The organism is Arcticibacter eurypsychrophilus, assembly GCF_001730525.1.
In the GTDB taxonomy this organism is placed as follows: Bacteria; Bacteroidota; Bacteroidia; order Sphingobacteriales; family Sphingobacteriaceae; genus Arcticibacter; species Arcticibacter eurypsychrophilus.
Window position 1 is genome coordinate 93,296 of record NZ_MDFN01000010.1, and the last position, 16,804, is coordinate 110,099.

The window sequence follows — 16,804 nt, forward strand, 5'->3', positions numbered from 1 at the left end:
GGTTATATCCGCTATTTAATCAGGTATTGATTCAATGCTAAATCCTGGATTGTTTTCATCCCTTCTACAACAGAGGCCCCGTTGATTTCTGCGCCTTCCCTATTTGTATGCGTGTGATCTGAAGGGAACATCGTGCTTACTTTTGCTTCACCCAGTACATCATATTTATCAGCGGTTAAGGTATTGAGATCAATAAAATAAGCTCCAGTAGATAAAGCAGTTTCCCTGGCCCATTTCCCATAATCACCCTCTCCTCTTTTCACTTTACCATCTTTCCAGTCACTTCGCGGAACAAGAGAGCATATTATAGGAATTGCACCCTTATCTTTCGCTTCCTTAACGATCTTTGCTAAATACCATCCATAGGTATGGACCACTTCCTGTTGCTTGGTAATGGGATTATAGATCTCTTTAAACTCATCACCCGTTCCTTTAATGGTTCCACGTGCACGGGCAGAATCATCTAAAGGACTTCCATCGTTATGTCCGAATTGCATAATAACAAAATCACCAGGTTTGATCTTTTCCAATACAGAATCCCAAAGACCTCTTGTTCTGAACGTTCTGCTGCTGGTGCCTCCAAGTGCATCATTTTCTATATTGATCTTTGTTGTATCAAAACGCTCGTTTATAAAACTACCCCATCCCCATAACGCGCCATCTCCTTTTCCCTTTCCATTTTTTACGGTGGAATCACCAATTAAGAAAAGTGTCGGTTTTTCTTTGGGTTTTAACAGAATAAAAGAGGATAGTAGTACTATTGCGGACAATAAACTGATTCTGAATAACAAATTCTTTTTCAAAGCTTTATTTTTTATTTAATTAGTGTTTTTTTATTTATATCTGGCAATAATAGGATCATGTTCACTAAAATACTGAATATGCTTCTCTGTTGAAATTCATATTCTTTATAAAAGGAACGTGACTGGCAAAGCTAATAAACGATCCTTTATCTTTCGTGTAACAAGATCTTTTCATATAATTTACCGGGAAACCCGCTCTCTATGAAAAAACGAACTACTCTTCAAGTGAATAGATTCGAATTTTCCTTTTCATGAATAGAAGTAATCGCTTAATAATTAAAGATTTACTTAATAACTAGTAAAAACTTAAGATCCTTTGTAGTTTAAAAATGATTCTTTATACGATTCTACGGTCTTATATTCATTTCTGCAACCTGTAGCATCCTGTACGTTTTAAGAATCGATAACAAAAATAGGCTTCCTTCTATACCGTTTGATTATGATTTGGATGATTTTAAAAACATACTGAACGCTTCACGTTTATGATCAAAAATCATCAAATGAAGGCTATAAATGCTAAATAATAGTTAATGATTCTAATAAGAATGCAATAAGAATCCAGAATGAGTCCAACTTTAGCTAGTTTAAGTCGGACTTAGACCGGAATTTTACTAGCTTATTTTTGCTTTGAATTATAATCAGTACAGCTACTATGTTGCTTTATTTTGATTTGAAATTTTGGCTAAAGCAAATCATAACGCAATCTCATTGACGATTGGCTAACAGCTCAGTTACTTTAAAATAGCATTTGACATGTTACGCCAGCTGATTACATTGTAATTCGTTCTCTTTTCAGTTTCTGTTCCTCCGTAAATGAGTGTCCTTTCTACCTTTTAATCTACCTTACATAAAGCGGGTAAAAATTCATTCCAGGTAGAAAAGTATACAGACAATTACAAGTTACATAAAGCGAAATGACAATATATATCTCTTTTTCATATAGAATTAGCGTACTCAATCGGAAATAGCCGGCAGTAAAAGAGGTAGATTTATCTTCATAAATAAACGGCAATTGTTAAACCAATTGAATCATGCCTACCTATGTAAATGAAAAACGTGACAAGATTGGGTAAATAAATTGGCAAAGTAATGATAACTTCGCTAAACACAGATCATCGAAACACTTACAATGAAAACAGCTACACTAACATCTTTCATTATTACTCTTTTACTCATCCTTTCTTGCCCTGCTTTACAAGCTCAATCTGTACCCGGAGCAGGAAATCCTTCCTGGAAAACTAATGAGCCCTGGAAGAATAACCAATTGATGCAACCTTCTACTCTGGCAGCAATACTGAATAATCCTAAAGCAAAAAAGCCTCTGATCTTTAACATAGGGGTAGTGGAAAATATAAAAGGTGCGCGGAATATTGGTGCTGCAAGTGTACAGAAAAACCTTATTGCATTTAAAACCGCAGTTCGGGGAGTTCCTAAAAATGCAGCTATCGTTGTATACTGCGGATGTTGCCCATTTAATAAATGTCCCAATATTCGTCCCGCTATCATCGCTTTGAATGAACTGGGTTATAGCAATGCAAAGCTTTTAAACCTGGCAACAAACATCAAAGTGGACTGGATCAACAAGGGTTATCCACTATCAAAATAGGTCGTCTGAACTACTTATACAAATTAAGCTTGCTGGCTTCTTTCTGAAAAATAGTCTGCGGAAGATTATAATAGCTAATAAAATCGGGAGCTGATGCATGTCCTTTAAAGGGAACATAATATTCAGTTGTTTGATCACCCGGTTTGTATCCGGCATTTCTCCAGAAAAGTGTATACGCAAAATGATGCCCGGTGAATGCTTTAGCTACTGCTTCTGTGAACCATTTAGAATAGGGAATCTTTGAAAAGCCCATTTCTGCAACAGCAGGGATTTTATTCTTCTCCTTTGCTACAGCTTCTATGATAGTCAGGTGACGGTCGAGATCATTGATGAAGGCAGTGTCGATTTCTGCTTTACCACCTTGATACGTATCAAAAGATACTACATCAATCAGATCATCCCCAGGGTACCGTTCAAGAAACTGTTCTGCGTTATTAAACTCTCCTCCGGTATTGTATACGTACAGCAGGTTATGAACCTCTTTTACATCACGCAGATATTTTACGGTATACTGAAATAACGTTTTAAACTCGTCTACCGAAGAACTCTTTGCTCCCCACCAGAACCAGCCACCTGTTAACTCATGTAAGGGTCTGAATAATACTGGAATTAGCTCGCCTTTTGAACCTTTCAGACTCAAAAGAAAGTCTGCAATTTTATCCAGCTGCGCTTGATAAACGTCATGCTTTTCTGCACCTGGAAGAATAGCTGCAACTGATCCTGGAGTTGGATCCCATGCCGTTTTGCCTGTATAGGGGTTAGTACCATGCCAGCTGATCGTAATTACACCACCCCGGCGATATCCATCCTCTATGTAATGCCTCATCTTATCAAATGGAACGCTGTCTAAATTCATTTTGGCACCAAGCTCTATCCCGCCAAGTTCCCAACCATATAAGGCCGGATAATCACCTGTTACATCTTTGATATCACTCCTACCTGGTTCATATTTCCAGTTCACCCCATATGCCAGGGCATCCTGATGGCCAACCAGATACCCCTTTTTCATTACATTTTTTAGATTAGCATAAAGACTAACGGTCTCTTTAGTAGCTTTTAAATCGGTAGGTTTTGCCTGTTGAGCCTCACTATTAACGTAGCATAACAGGAACGAAAGAAAAAATAATACACTGCTTTTCATTATCTAAATGGATCAAATGGTCTGAATAATATAAGATACAGGCATTGGCATTTCAATTTTTATACTTATAAATTGATTTAAGCCTACACTGGTCTATTGCTTAGTATTACAAACTTACAATTATGTACCTCATTAACATGATAGTTTTATATCCGATCATGCAACTATCTTAACCTAAATATGCATTGCCATTTAAAACGAGTTTAATTTAAACAAACTCGCAAAGTCTTGAGCTTGCTACACTTTATTAGTATACATCAGAATTGAACTAAACTAAATAAGGTATTATGATACTAGTTAGCTTACCTATATGTACAAGCTTAAAAGAATTGAACTAAACGGATTAGAATACGATGATAACAACTAGCTTACCTACATGTACAAGCTTGAACGAATTAAGCTAAACGGATTAGAATACTTGAAGATTGAACTAAACTGGTGAATGTATTCAGTTCCGAAACATAACACTTGATCTGTTAATTTTATCTTTCCTATAAGAATGATTTACCTGATTACAAAGCCAAGTGTTTGGAATTTCACCATATATCCCAATTCTCATAAACCTTTTTTCATTAAAACAAAGTATTCATAACACTAATCTATAATAAAGACATAAATAAAAAGATTAAAAGCAATAACTATCAAATATTATTCATTTAAATATCGAAAAACTAATCTTTAAGCAGTATTAATTATATAAAATTGACTATAAATCATATTTTGTCTCATTAAATAAAATAATCACTAAATATTAGTCGAATTGTATCATATTTGATGTTTAAATTCATATAATTGCTAATAAATACTAAAATAATATATCATAAATAGCATATTTGTACAATATTTAGTTTTAATGCTTTAAAAACAGAACATATGACAACAACAAAGCCCGCTGTAGTTATTATTGGAAATGGAATGGTGAGTTACAAGTTTTGTGAGAAGCTTATTGCTAAAACTTCCAATTTTGAAATTATTGTATTTGGAGAAGAGTCCCGCCCTGCTTATGACAGGGTTCATTTGAGTGAATATTTTAATGGAAAATCAGCCGAAGATCTTTCGATGTCACCATTAACCTGGTATGCAGAAAATGGCATACATCTTCATCTCAATGATCCTGTAAAGGAAATCAACAGGGAAGAGAAAACCGTACATACATTAAAGGGGATCAATCAGCATTACGATTACCTCATACTAGCAACGGGCTCATCTGCTTTTGTTCCCGACATCCCGGGAATTGAAAAGCAAGGTGTATTTGTTTATAGAACCATTGAAGATCTCGACTTGATATTAGCTTATGCGGCAAATGCAAAGGAGGCTGCTGTAATAGGTGGTGGACTCTTAGGACTTGAAGCAGCCAAGGCACTAATCGATCTGGGAATAAAAGAACCTCATGTGATTGAGTTTGCGCCACGTTTAATGCCCAGACAAATTGATCAGGCTGGAAGCAAAATGTTGCAAATGAAGTTGAATGAATTAGGGCTAAAGATTCATTTAAACAAAAGCACATCACGCATTGGTGGAGAGGATAAAATAGATGCATTACATTTTGCAGACGACACACAAATCCCCGTAGATATGCTGATAATCTCTGCAGGGATTCGTCCCAGAGATGAACTAGCACAACTATCCGGATTAAAAATAGGTACACGAGGTGGCGTAGTCGTAAATGACTACATGCAAACCAGTGATGAAAGCATTTTTGCAATAGGAGAATGCGCCCTGCACGAAGGAATGATTTATGGTCTTGTTGCTCCAGGTTACGAAATGGCCGATGTTGCTGTTAATACGTTATGTAATAGCGAAAAAAGCTTCAGCGGTTACGACATGAGCACGAAACTAAAACTTATCGGTATCGATGTAGCCAGTTTCGGAGATCCTTTTATTGCTGAACCTGATTGCCGTTCAATCGTAATGGACGATAGCCATAAAGGTGTTTATAAACGAATCAACATTAGCAATGACGGCAAGCATCTTCTGGGAGGGATCTTGGTTGGTGATGCTACGTCATACAATATGCTGCTACAAACGGTTAAAAACCACATCATATTGCCACCTAACCCCGAAGATTTAATTTTAGGATCAAGAGGCGAATCAACAAATGAAGGCTCAGGTGCGATGTCACTTCCTGATGATGCTTTAATTTGTTCTTGCGAATCAGTCAGCAAGGGAGCTATTCTTCATGCGGTTAAGGAAGATCACATTACTACGCTGGATGGCATTAAGAAATGCACTAAAGCAGGAACATGCTGTGGCGGTTGCGTCCCTATGGTGAAAGATCTAATTGCCGGCTCCTTAAAAGAAAGCGGGATCTATGTAAAAAATGTGATCTGTGAACATTTCAACTATTCCCGCCAGGAACTACTTGATGTCATCAAAATAAATAATGTAAAGATTTATGACGAGGCATTGGATCATTTTGGAAAAGGTGATGGATGCGAAACGTGTAAACCTGTTGTAGCAAGCATTCTCTCCAGTTTATGGAATGATGTCATTGTAAAACAAGGCACTACTCAGGATAGCAATGACCGCTACCTGGCCAATATTCAAAAAGGAGGTACATATTCTGTGGTTCCCCGCATTCCGGGTGGCGAAATCACTCCTGATAAACTTATTATATTAGGTCAGATTGCTAAAAAATACGCCCTATACACCAAGATCACAGGTGGACAACGTATTGATATGTTCGGCGCGCATGTAAATGACCTGCCTGATATATGGGAAGAATTAATTGATGCTGGTTTTGAAAGCGGACATGCCTATGGGAAAGCATTACGTACTGTAAAAAGCTGCGTAGGAAGTACCTGGTGCCGTTTCGGTTTGCATGACAGTGTATCCTTTGCTATTGAAATAGAAGAACGTTACCGTGGAATCAGAGCTCCTCACAAAATAAAAGGAGGCGTTAGCGGATGTGTCAGAGAATGTGCAGAAGCACAGTCCAAGGACTTCGGCATCATTGCTACCGAAAAAGGATGGAATTTATATATCTGCGGAAATGGTGGTTCAAAGCCTCAGCATGCTCAGCTTTTAGCGAGTGATATTGATAAAGAAACCTGCATTAAATATATTGATCGCTTCCTGATGTTTTATATCAAAACAGCAGACCCGCTTACCCGTACTGCCACCTGGTTGAATAAGATGGAGGGTGGGCTACCTTATTTGAAAAATGTGATTCTGAATGACAGTATTGAAATATGCGGACAATTAGAATCAGAGATGCAAGGCCTGGTTGACAGTTTCCATTGCGAATGGAAGGAAGTAGTAAACAATCCAGAACTAAGAAAACGTTTCGTACACTTTGTCAATGCCCCTGAAAAGAAAGACCCAACAGTAGAATTTGACAGCTTCAGAACTCAGATAAAAGCTAAAGACTGGTTATAGATCCACCCACATTAATTAAAAAGTCATGATGATAAATACGGATACAGAATTACAAGCTGAGGCTTCAATCCAATGGATTTTGGCCTGTAAAGAGGAAGATGTACCCGAAAATGGAGGTGCGTGCATAAATTACAAGGGCGAACAAATTGCCATCTTTAATTTTACACGCCGCAAGGAATGGTACGCCACACAGAATCTTTGTCCCCATAAACAGCAAATGGCCTTGGCAAGGGGCATGATTGGTAGTGCGGGAGAAAGCTGTGAGCCGAAAGTTGCCTGTCCATTTCATAAAAAGACATTCTCACTTTTGAGCGGAGAATGCACTTCAGGAGAAGATTATACGATAAAAACATATCCGGTAAAACTTTCCGCGGGTCAAGTGTTTATTGGGATACAATAACCCTGATAAATTTTACCAATATTTGTTCCATGCGCGATATAACCGGCAAGCAGATTACATTAAGAACAGCAAGGGCTGTAGCTGTTATTTTCTGTTCAGCTGAAACCACCGAACTTATTAAAAATAATCAGTTGCCCAAAGGCAATTTGTTTGACGTTGCCCGCGCTGCCGGTTTCATTGGAGCAAAACTTACACCACAACTTCTGCCCCACTGCCATCCTGTTTCCATTGATGGCATGGATATTTCATTTAGCTTTTTATCCGAAAAAGAACATCAGGAATATTTTGAGCCTGCAACATTGCAACAGCAAGGAATTGTCATTTTAGGTGAGGCAAAATCTATTGGCCGTACGGGCATAGAAATGGAGATGCTTACCGCAGTTTCTGTTGCTGCACTTGAAATTTACGACATGTTAAAACCGGTAGATACTGCCCTGGAAATAGGTCACATCAAACTTCTGAAAAAACGTGGGGGTAAAAGCGACCGGAAGCTTTTTTTTAAAACTTCTTCCACCTGCGCTATTCTGGTTTGTTCAGACTCTACAGCAGCAGGTAAACGGGAAGATAAAAGTGGTAAGTTAATTCAAAAAAAACTCGAACTAATCAACGCACAAGTTGTAGATTATAAAATAGTTGCTGATAATAAGGATGAGATCCAGAAGCAAATAAAAGAATGGGTGACCGATGATGTGCACTTTATATTCACTACCGGAGGAACAGGATTAGGTCCCCGTGATCATACTGTTGAAGCTGTAAAAGAAATTTTAGAACGCGATGCCGATGGAATAACAGAAGCGATGCGTACCTACGGACAAATGCGCACCCCCTTAGCTATGCTGAGCCGAGCAGTAGCCGGTTCAATTGCTCAAACTTTAATTATCACCCTTCCGGGAAGCAGTAATGGAGCTTCGGAATCGTTAGAAGCCATTTTACCTGCTGTATTTCATGCCCGTAAGATGATGAAAGGCGGAGGACACTAGATTATGAAAAACTTTCAGGAAGCCTTAGCCTCTATTAATTCCCTTGCAAAACCTTTTGATAAAGAATTCTGTCCACTTGAAGATGCAGATGGAAGGATCTTAGCGGACGACTGTTTTGCCGACCGCAACTACCCTCCCTTTAACAGGGCAGCCATGGATGGATTTGCAATCATGCACAGCGACTGGGAAAACGGGTTAAGAGAATATAAAATCATAGAAGTAATCTATGCAGGTCAGGCATCGGAACAACCCTTACACTCCGGTTATTGCTACAAAATCATGACTGGTGCAGCTACACCTCCTTTAGCCACCGTAGTTATCAGGCGGGAAGATTCCATAGAGCAGGATAACGTAGTAATACTGAACGGTGAATCTCTAAAACCCTATCAGAATATAGCAAAGGAAGGAGAAGATGCAAAAGCTGGGATCCTGATCCTTGAAGCACCCTTACGCTGCGACCCTCAAATTATTAGCCTGCTCACTTCCATAGGAAAAACAAAGGTGTCTGTTTATAAACTACCAACAGTTGCTGTAATTACCACAGGAAATGAAGTAGTTAAGCCAGATGAACCGATCGCCGCATTTCAAATACGAAACAGCAATCAATACCTGCTCCGCTCCCTGCTGAGGAAATGGAATATTAACAAACCAGTTTGTATCCATGTTAAGGATAATAAAGACGCTTTAAGAGAGACCCTTCAGCAAGCTATCTTATCCGATGTCACGATCATCAACGGAGGCGTTTCAGCTGGAGATGCAGATTACGTTCCACAGATCTTACATGAACTGGGGGTGAAAGAGATCTTTCATCAAGTGGCCATGCGGCCGGGTAAGCCTATATGGACCGGACAATCTCCATCAGGGGGTATGGTCTTTGCTCTTCCAGGAAACCCACTTTCCTGTCTTTGTACCTTCACTCTTTTTGTTGAATCCTACCTCTATAAAAGCTTTGGGTTTAAAGAAAGAATACCCTACAAACTCCCTCTCCTTGAAAACAGAAGTAAAAAGAACAAGCTAACTGAGTTTTTCCCAGTACGAATAACTACTGAACAATTTGGACTTCATCTTGCAAAATACAATGGCTCTGGAGATATCACTGCTGGATTACATGCAAACGGACTAGCAGTACACCTTGCTGAAAAAGAACACATACTAATGGGAGAGGTTATCGAATTTTATCCTTTCAATAACTATTTATAAAGCCCTTTCACTGTAATGTTAATAAAAAGGATAAATCTTAACCTCTCCTATGTTAATAACTTGATAGGTTTCAGGGATTGTAGATTTGTTATACCTGAATAGTTACAAAGGATAATTGAATCATTTTAAATACCCAGAAATAAATGGATCCCCAAACACCCTTCAGCCTATATTTAAATTGATCAACTGATCATTTTAAATATCCAGAAATAAATGAATTTCAAAACATGTCCCTCTCTATAATTAAACTAAGCATAGTGTCAGAATAACTTACACCGCTTGTTTTAGACCGTTGGAAAGACAAATGCAGGTGTTGCTGAGAAGTAACATAATTACTCAGGCTATTTATAACTATTATGCGATCCTTCTGTATGTTGCAAATTGCAAATCTCTTGTAACGAGATTTGCAAAATAACTCACAATCAATAATCTATTACTTCTTACCTGTTTTCATATACCCCCAAACCACCCAATCAGTTCTATTATATTACACACCACCATGATCTAACTTCTTCAACCTTAACCACACCTTATCTTACTAAACATTTTAATCCTTTGCCTAAACCTGAAGGCAAAAAATCAAATAAGGGCTAATAATTAAGAAAATCTATATTCACATAGTCTAATAATCAGATATTTTGAATTATAATTCAATTAAAACAAACAAAATTCAACTAAATCAAATAAAAATATAAATATAACTTCTTATTAAATCAATAAAATCAATTAAAATTAAAACATAAGGCTATTAACATCATATAAATTATATTTTATTGCTATTTATAGCAAATTATTACTTTTATACCATCATTTATCTTATATTTATAGCATTACAAAGCAATATCATTAAGATTTAGATACAATTACGTACTCATAAATAATATTAACAAAAAAAAGCGTAACAAATCCAACTATATAGTTCAAGAAAATTTAAATCAACATGATAACTAAAAACTTCAAACCCTTAAACAAACTAAATGTCTTTTCCGCCAAGGGCATTCAAATGCGAACGTTCCACATTACATGGATCACTTTCTTTTTCTGCTTCTTTGGATGGTTTGGAGTAGCCCCACTGATGCCATTAATTCGCGAACAGCTTCACTTAAGCAAAGATCAGATTGGAAACATCATCATTGCATCCGTTTCAGCCACAATTATAGCCCGTTTAATTATTGGCAAACTTTGCGACACATTGGGTCCCCGCTTATCTTACACCATTCTTCTTGTAATTGGAGCTATTCCAGTGATGTGTATTGGCCTCAGTAACAGCTACGAAAGCTTCTTATTATTCCGTTTTGTTATCGGTATTATTGGAGCATCATTTGTTATCACCCAATTTCATACTTCCATGATGTTTGCCCCCTCTGTAGTAGGTACTGCCAATGCAGTTACCGGTGGCTGGGGAAACCTTGGTGGAGGAGTTACCAACTTAGTCATGCCTTTAATTGCTGCCGGATTTGCAGGACTAGGCTTGGTAAGTCATGCTGACTCATGGCGCTTAGCTATGGTTGTTCCCGGAGTGATCCTCTTAGTTATGGCTGTCATTTATTATAAATACACGAAGGATACACCACAAGGAAACTTTAGTGAGCTAGATAAAACTGCCAAAAAAGAAAAGAAAGGCACCTTTTTACTGGCCATGAAAGACTACCGTACCTGGATCCTGGCTCTGGCATATGGCGCTTGTTTCGGTATAGAGATTACGGTAGACAATGTAGCAGCAACGTTTTTTATGGATCGGTTTGGTACTACCATGATTGTTGCAGGTGCATTAGCCAGCATATTTGGTGGCATGAACATTTTTGCAAGAGCATTAGGAGGATATGTGAGCGATAAAGTGGGACGGTCTTACGGATTAAAGGGAAAAGGACTTTTACTAGGTTGTATGCTTATCCTTGAAGGGATTGGCATCACGCTCTTTGCACAATCTCAAAGTTTAGGAATAGCAATCGCCTGTATGTTACTCTTCGCCTTATTCTTAAAAATGGCTAATGGAAGCACCTATGGCATTGTCCCTTTTATCAATAAAGATGCCATCGGATCTGTCAGCGGAATTGTAGGCGCAGGTGGAAATCTTGGCGCTATGCTGGTAGGATTTCTATTCAAATCGGCCAGTCTGACCTATGCGGATGCCTTTCACTATATCGGCATTGGCGTGTTAGTTATAGGAATAATCGTATTTATTACAAAGTTTCACAGAAGACATACATCCGACACAAATGTCTTGCATCCGGCACTTCAAGAGGTCTGATTTAAACGAATTAGAAGCTAAATGTATATGTCGGTGGATAAAGATAAAATATTTAAAAGTACTTGTTGTTACTGTGGCGTAGGTTGCGGAGTAGACATTACCGTTAGTAAAAACAATACAGTTACTGTGGTTGGCGACAAAGATCACCCTGTAAACCGTGGCATGTTGTGCAGTAAAGGAATGAACCTCCAATACACGGTAAATGATGTAAGTGACCGGCTCCTTTATCCTCAAATGCGTTATAATAAAAACCTGCCCTTACAAAGGGTGAGCTGGGATGATGCATTAAATCGTACTGCAGCAGTATTTAAAACTTTTATTGATAAATATGGACCAGACTCGGTTGCTTTTTATGCATCCGGACAGTGTTTAACTGAAGAGTATTATGTAATTAACAAGCTTATCAAAGGATTCATCGGTAGCAATAATATCGACACTAACTCGCGTTTATGTATGAGTAGTGCAGTTACTGCTTATAAAATGGCATTGGGTGAAGATAGTGTCCCGGTTTGTTATGATGATATTGAGTTAGCCGACTGCCTATTTGTTACCGGGGCTAACCCGGCTTGGTGTCATCCTATATTATGGCGACGGGTGGAAGCGCATAAAGCAGCTCATCCGGAAGTGAAAATTATCATTATTGATCCCCGTGTAACGGATACCTGCGGAATTGCTGATTTGCATTTACAACTCAATCCGGGTACTGATATTACCCTAAACCATGCTATTGGAAGAGTCTTAATAGAAAATGGAGCCATTGACCTTGAATTTATAACCCAACATGCGGAAGGCTTTGACCGATACCGGGAGCTTGTATTTGAACGTACGCTTGCTGAATCTGCATTAATTTGTGGCGTTAAACAGGAAGATATCCAATTAGCCGCTACTTATATAGGAGCGGCAAAAGGCTTTTTAACCATGTGGACTATGGGGCTTAATCAAAGTTCTGTTGGTGTAAATAAAAACCTAAGTCTGATTAACCTGAACCTAATTACCGGACATATTGGTAAACCAGGATCAGGACCATTCTCTTTAACCGGACAACCTAATGCCATGGGAGGTCGGGAAGTTGGCGGTTTAGCTAATCTGCTTCCGGCACATCGTGACCTGGCGAATGAAGAACACCGTAAAGAAGTGCAAAAATTTTGGGGAGGCACAACAATATCTGATAAAGCAGGACTTACAGCAACAGAAATGTTTGAAGCTTTACATGACGGCAGACTGAAAGCAATATGGATCCTTTGTACCAATCCAATAACTAGTCTTCCCAATTCGCGTTTTGTTGAAGAAGCGCTGAAAAAAGCAAAGTTTGTAGTCGTTCAGGAAGTGAGCAATACAGTAGAATCCTTACAATATGCAGATGTTATTTTACCTGCAGCTGCCTGGACAGAGAAGGAAGGCACCATGACTAATTCTGAAAGGCGCATTAGTCATTTAAACAAAATCATAGATGCTCCGGGAGAAGCACTACCAGATGCTGAAATAATTTGTCGGTTTGCCACTAAAATGGGGTATAAAGGTTTTGACTATGCCAACATGGAGGAGATCTTTAAGGAACATGCAAAACTAACCTCTAAAACCAATATCAATATTAACGGACTGGATTACAAGTTAATAAAGAAGCACAACACACTACAATGGCCTTTTAATAAAAAGACAGAGACTGGAACAAAGCGTTTATTTACCAATCAATTATTTTATACTCCCAGTAAAAAAGCGGTTATACATAGCCCTTCCGATCAACTGAACAGTGAAATGCCCGATCAGAATTTTCCTTTTGTTCTGACTACCGGCCGCGTTCGTGATCATTGGCATACCATGACCAAGACAGGAAAAGTAAGTAAGCTGAAGCAACATACGAAAGAAGCTTTTCTTGAAATTCATCCTGAAGATGCGGAAGTAATCGGAATTGAAGACAACCAGATTGTGATTGTACGTTCCCGACGTGGTGAAGTGCAAGTAAGGGCAAAGGTAACCACAACAATTAAAAAAGGGGTAGTTTTTCTGCCCATGCATTGGGGAAAAATCCTGGGTAATGACCTCAACCGTGCCAACAATATTACCAGCAACCTCATCGATCCGCTCTCCAAAGAACCTGATTTTAAGTTCTGTGCGGTACAAGTAGAAAAGTTTATAAAACCCTTCCAAAAGATTGTCATCATTGGTGCTGGTGCAGGTGCATTTGGCTTTGTCAAATCCTGCAGAGAGATTAATAAAGAAGATCAAATAACTATCTTCAGCAAGGAAAACTTTCCTTTTTACAACCGGGTGATGCTTCCTGACTACATTAGCGGGGAGCAGACCTGGGGACAACTGGTAAAAATGAAAGATGAAGAAGAGCCGAAGTATAACATCCGTCTTTTAAGAGGGGTAAGTGTCGAAAGCATCAACAGAACGGCTAAATATATAATTGACTCCAGGGGACAAAAAGCTGAGTATGATGTATTGATCATGGCGACTGGTAGTCGGGCAGCATTACCCAAAAACGTTCCCTCTTTACCTGGCATCTTCACTATGCGTAGCCGTGTGGATGCAGACAACTTCAAAAAGCACACACCGAAAAATGCACACGTCCTTATTGTAGGGGGTGGGTTACTAGGCTTAGAAATGGCAGCATCTTTAAGGGAAACCGGTGTAAAAATCACCATCGTACAACGTGTATCCCGATTCCTTAACCGGCAATTGGATCCTCTGGGAAGTCAGCTTTTACATGAAGAAATGGTAGACCAGGGATGCGATATTTATTACAATGATGAAGTGCAACTTTATTATGGCCGCTCCAAACTAACTGGAATAGGACTTAAAAGCGGACGCAAGATCAACTGTGATGCCATGATTATTGCCATTGGCACTACGCCCAATATTGAACTGGCAAGAGCATGTGGATTGGAATGCAAACGTGGTGTGGTTGTAAATGAACGACTGCAAACCAGCGATCCGGCAATCTATGCCATCGGAGAGATTGCCGAATTTCAGGGTACCTTATACGGAATAACAGCAGCAGCAGAGCAGCAGGCAGATATCGTAGCGAAATATATGAATGGAGATATTAGCAGCTTTTACAAGGGCAGCCTTTTTATGAACATCATTAAAATCCATGGATTTGACCTCTGTAGCATTGGTTTGCCCGAGTGTCCTGATGATAAAAATTACGAAGAAATAGTCCTTATTGATAAAGCCAAGCGGTACTATAAAAAGTGTATCATTCATCAGGATCGTTTAGTAGGCACTATCCTGATTGGCGACAAGAGTGAATTCCAGGAATTCAGATCACTCATTGCCAACAAAACAGAGTTAAGCGACAAGCGGCTGCTTTTATTAAGAAGCGGACAAACAACAGAACCCGTTTTAGGAAAATTGGTATGCAGCTGCAACAGTGTAGGTTTTGGAAACTTACAAATGAAGATCACAAACGGTTGCCATGACTTTACAGAGCTGTGTACTTCAACAGGTGCCGGAACAGGGTGTGGATCATGCCGTCCGGAAGTTAAACGCATACTAGAAGACGCTTTGAAAGAAGAACTTCTTGAAAATATAGGCTAGCATGGCAGTGAAAGAAACGACGATATATACTATAAAGGTTAATCTTCCGGGAGGAATTGTATCTGTAGGAGATTTTTATGAAATCCTTAAGGCTGCTGAAAAAGCAGGCATTGATACGGTTAGATTTGGAAACAGGCAACAACTTTACCTTCAAGTCAACCCTGAAACGCTGGAGGACCTGGAGCATGATTTCTTTATTTCAGACACTGAATATGAGATCAATACAGATGAATATCCGAATATTATTAGCTCTTATGTAGCCGAAGATATCTTTGATAGTTCAACCTGGTTACGTGAAGGCGTATATAAAGATATTTTAGATGCCTTTAATTACAAACCGGGGCTCAAGATTAATCTGGTAGACAGCACACAAACCTTTGTACCTTTCTTTACCGGAAACCTCAATTTCATTTCCTCAGATGTCAGCAATTACTGGCACCTGTATATTCGTTTCCCTAAAACAAATCAAATCTATTGCTGGTCTTCACTCATTTATTCAGAAGATATCAGTTCACTAAGCAAGCAGGTTGAAAGTTCGATTCTTCTGGATAGTGATCTGTTTTATGACCAGGAAAACATTGATGGGCAGTTATTGGAAACCAAAGTCAATTCAGCAGAACACTTCTTTCTTCAACCCATCTCTGTTCCGCTGAAACATCCTGATTTCCAGTTGCCCTATTACGAAGGATTCAACAAGTACAATGACAAACACTGGCTGGGCATCTATCGGAGGAATGAACTATTTTCGGTAGCCTTTTTAAAGGACATCTGTACCATTTGCATGAAAACCAGGATTGCTCAAATTCACACCACTACCTGGAAATCTGTCATTATTAAAGGAGTGGAAGCAATTGACAGAAGGTTATGGAATGTCATATTAGGGAAACATCGAATCAATGTGCGGCATGCCTCAAATGAATTAAACTGGCAAAGTGAAGATCTTTGTAACTATGCGTTGGACTTAAAACTAGAGTTGATCAAAGAGTTTGACAAAGTAGATCTCCGAACATTCAACCTTTGTTTTGCCATCAAAATCAATCCAAAGACGGGATTATTCGGATCAGTCATCATCCGTAAACATCCTTTCGAAAAGGATTCAACGAATTCTAAAACAGATCAGTTCGATTTGCTGCATACTGTAGACTTCAACCCTAATTCTAAAAATTATATTCCTTATAAAGAAAATATTTCACGAGATTTACTTAGCAAGGTTTTAATTGAACTATCCGATTACTATTATCAGCAACAAGCGATTACAGACACGAACACGGGGGATACTTATTTTGAAGAGGATACGTTCATTACAGAAGAAGCACAGGTATTTGTTTATCAATGCACACATTGCCTGAGTATCTATGATGAAACAGTTGGTGATGCATACCAAAACATAGAGCCCAACACTCTTTTTAAGGATTTGGATCCTACATATTGTTGTCCGGTTTGTGATTATGGAAAGAACGATTTTATGGCGATTGACAAAACAATCCTTGCATAGACCCTGT

Annotated in this window: 10 protein-coding genes; 8 read left to right on the forward strand and 2 right to left on the reverse strand. The window is 38.7% G+C overall.

Features of this window, described 5'->3' with window-relative positions:
* Positions 1–11 precede the first annotated feature (11 nt).
* Positions 12–803: a rhamnogalacturonan acetylesterase gene (locus tag BFL47_RS07205; RefSeq protein ID WP_083257057.1), complete on the reverse strand. Its 792-nt coding sequence runs from the start codon at positions 801–803 to the stop codon at positions 12–14.
* Positions 804–1,932: 1,129 nt separating this feature from the next.
* On the opposite strand from BFL47_RS07205, the gene BFL47_RS07210 reads away from it, so the two are divergent.
* The gene (locus BFL47_RS07210) at positions 1,933–2,409 is read left to right on the forward strand and encodes a rhodanese-like domain-containing protein (RefSeq protein WP_069659128.1); all 477 of its coding nucleotides are present in this window, start codon (positions 1,933–1,935) and stop codon (positions 2,407–2,409) included.
* Between the two features lie 10 nt (positions 2,410–2,419).
* Here BFL47_RS07210 and BFL47_RS07215 read toward each other — a convergent pair whose 3' ends face one another.
* Positions 2,420–3,550, reverse strand: a complete 1,131-nt coding sequence (locus BFL47_RS07215; protein ID WP_069659129.1) for a glycoside hydrolase family 26 protein — start codon at positions 3,548–3,550, stop codon at positions 2,420–2,422.
* An 873-nt stretch (positions 3,551–4,423) separates the two neighbouring features.
* On the opposite strand from BFL47_RS07215, the gene nirB reads away from it, so the two are divergent.
* The 7 genes from nirB to BFL47_RS07250 all read left to right on the forward strand — a co-directional run bounded on the left by nirB (position 4,424) and on the right by BFL47_RS07250 (position 16,797).
* Entirely contained in the window at positions 4,424–6,928 is a 2,505-nt protein-coding gene (gene nirB, locus BFL47_RS07220; RefSeq protein WP_069659130.1) for a nitrite reductase large subunit NirB, read from the forward strand.
* A gap of 25 nt (positions 6,929–6,953) precedes the next feature.
* Positions 6,954–7,328, forward strand: a complete 375-nt coding sequence (gene nirD, locus BFL47_RS07225; protein WP_069659131.1) for a nitrite reductase small subunit NirD — start codon at positions 6,954–6,956, stop codon at positions 7,326–7,328.
* 29 nt (positions 7,329–7,357) lie between these two features.
* Positions 7,358–8,308 (forward strand): bifunctional molybdenum cofactor biosynthesis protein MoaC/MoaB, encoded by a 951-nt coding sequence (moaCB, locus tag BFL47_RS07230; protein WP_069659132.1) that lies wholly within the window; start codon positions 7,358–7,360, stop codon positions 8,306–8,308.
* A gap of 3 nt (positions 8,309–8,311) precedes the next feature.
* Positions 8,312–9,508, forward strand: a complete 1,197-nt coding sequence (locus BFL47_RS07235; RefSeq protein WP_069659133.1) for a molybdopterin molybdotransferase MoeA — start codon at positions 8,312–8,314, stop codon at positions 9,506–9,508.
* Positions 9,509–10,448: 940 nt separating this feature from the next.
* The gene (locus BFL47_RS07240; protein ID WP_069659134.1) at positions 10,449–11,759 is read left to right on the forward strand and encodes a NarK family nitrate/nitrite MFS transporter; all 1,311 of its coding nucleotides are present in this window, start codon (positions 10,449–10,451) and stop codon (positions 11,757–11,759) included.
* A 27-nt stretch (positions 11,760–11,786) separates the two neighbouring features.
* The gene (locus BFL47_RS07245; RefSeq protein WP_069659135.1) at positions 11,787–15,302 is read left to right on the forward strand and encodes a nitrate reductase; all 3,516 of its coding nucleotides are present in this window, start codon (positions 11,787–11,789) and stop codon (positions 15,300–15,302) included.
* 1 nt (position 15,303) lies between these two features.
* Positions 15,304–16,797 carry a rubredoxin domain-containing protein gene (locus tag BFL47_RS07250; protein WP_069659136.1) on the forward strand — a complete coding sequence of 498 codons (1,494 nt, stop codon included), beginning with the start codon at positions 15,304–15,306 and terminating at the stop codon, positions 16,795–16,797.
* Positions 16,798–16,804 lie beyond the last annotated feature (7 nt).

What these genes read in the sequence shown, in the direction of transcription:
- BFL47_RS07210 (WP_069659128.1), top strand. Translation starts at nt 1,933, where the DNA reads ATGAAAACAGCTACACTAACATCTTTCATTATTACTCTTTTACTCATC.
- BFL47_RS07215 (WP_069659129.1), bottom strand. Translation starts at nt 3,550, where the DNA reads ATGAAAAGCAGTGTATTATTTTTTCTTTCGTTCCTGTTATGCTACGTT.
- nirB (WP_069659130.1), top strand. Translation starts at nt 4,424, where the DNA reads ATGACAACAACAAAGCCCGCTGTAGTTATTATTGGAAATGGAATGGTG.
- nirD (WP_069659131.1), top strand. Translation starts at nt 6,954, where the DNA reads ATGATGATAAATACGGATACAGAATTACAAGCTGAGGCTTCAATCCAA.
- moaCB (WP_069659132.1), top strand. Translation starts at nt 7,358, where the DNA reads ATGCGCGATATAACCGGCAAGCAGATTACATTAAGAACAGCAAGGGCT.
- BFL47_RS07235 (WP_069659133.1), top strand. Translation starts at nt 8,312, where the DNA reads ATGAAAAACTTTCAGGAAGCCTTAGCCTCTATTAATTCCCTTGCAAAA.
- BFL47_RS07240 (WP_069659134.1), top strand. Translation starts at nt 10,449, where the DNA reads ATGATAACTAAAAACTTCAAACCCTTAAACAAACTAAATGTCTTTTCC.
- BFL47_RS07245 (WP_069659135.1), top strand. Translation starts at nt 11,787, where the DNA reads ATGTCGGTGGATAAAGATAAAATATTTAAAAGTACTTGTTGTTACTGT.
- BFL47_RS07250 (WP_069659136.1), top strand. Translation starts at nt 15,304, where the DNA reads ATGGCAGTGAAAGAAACGACGATATATACTATAAAGGTTAATCTTCCG.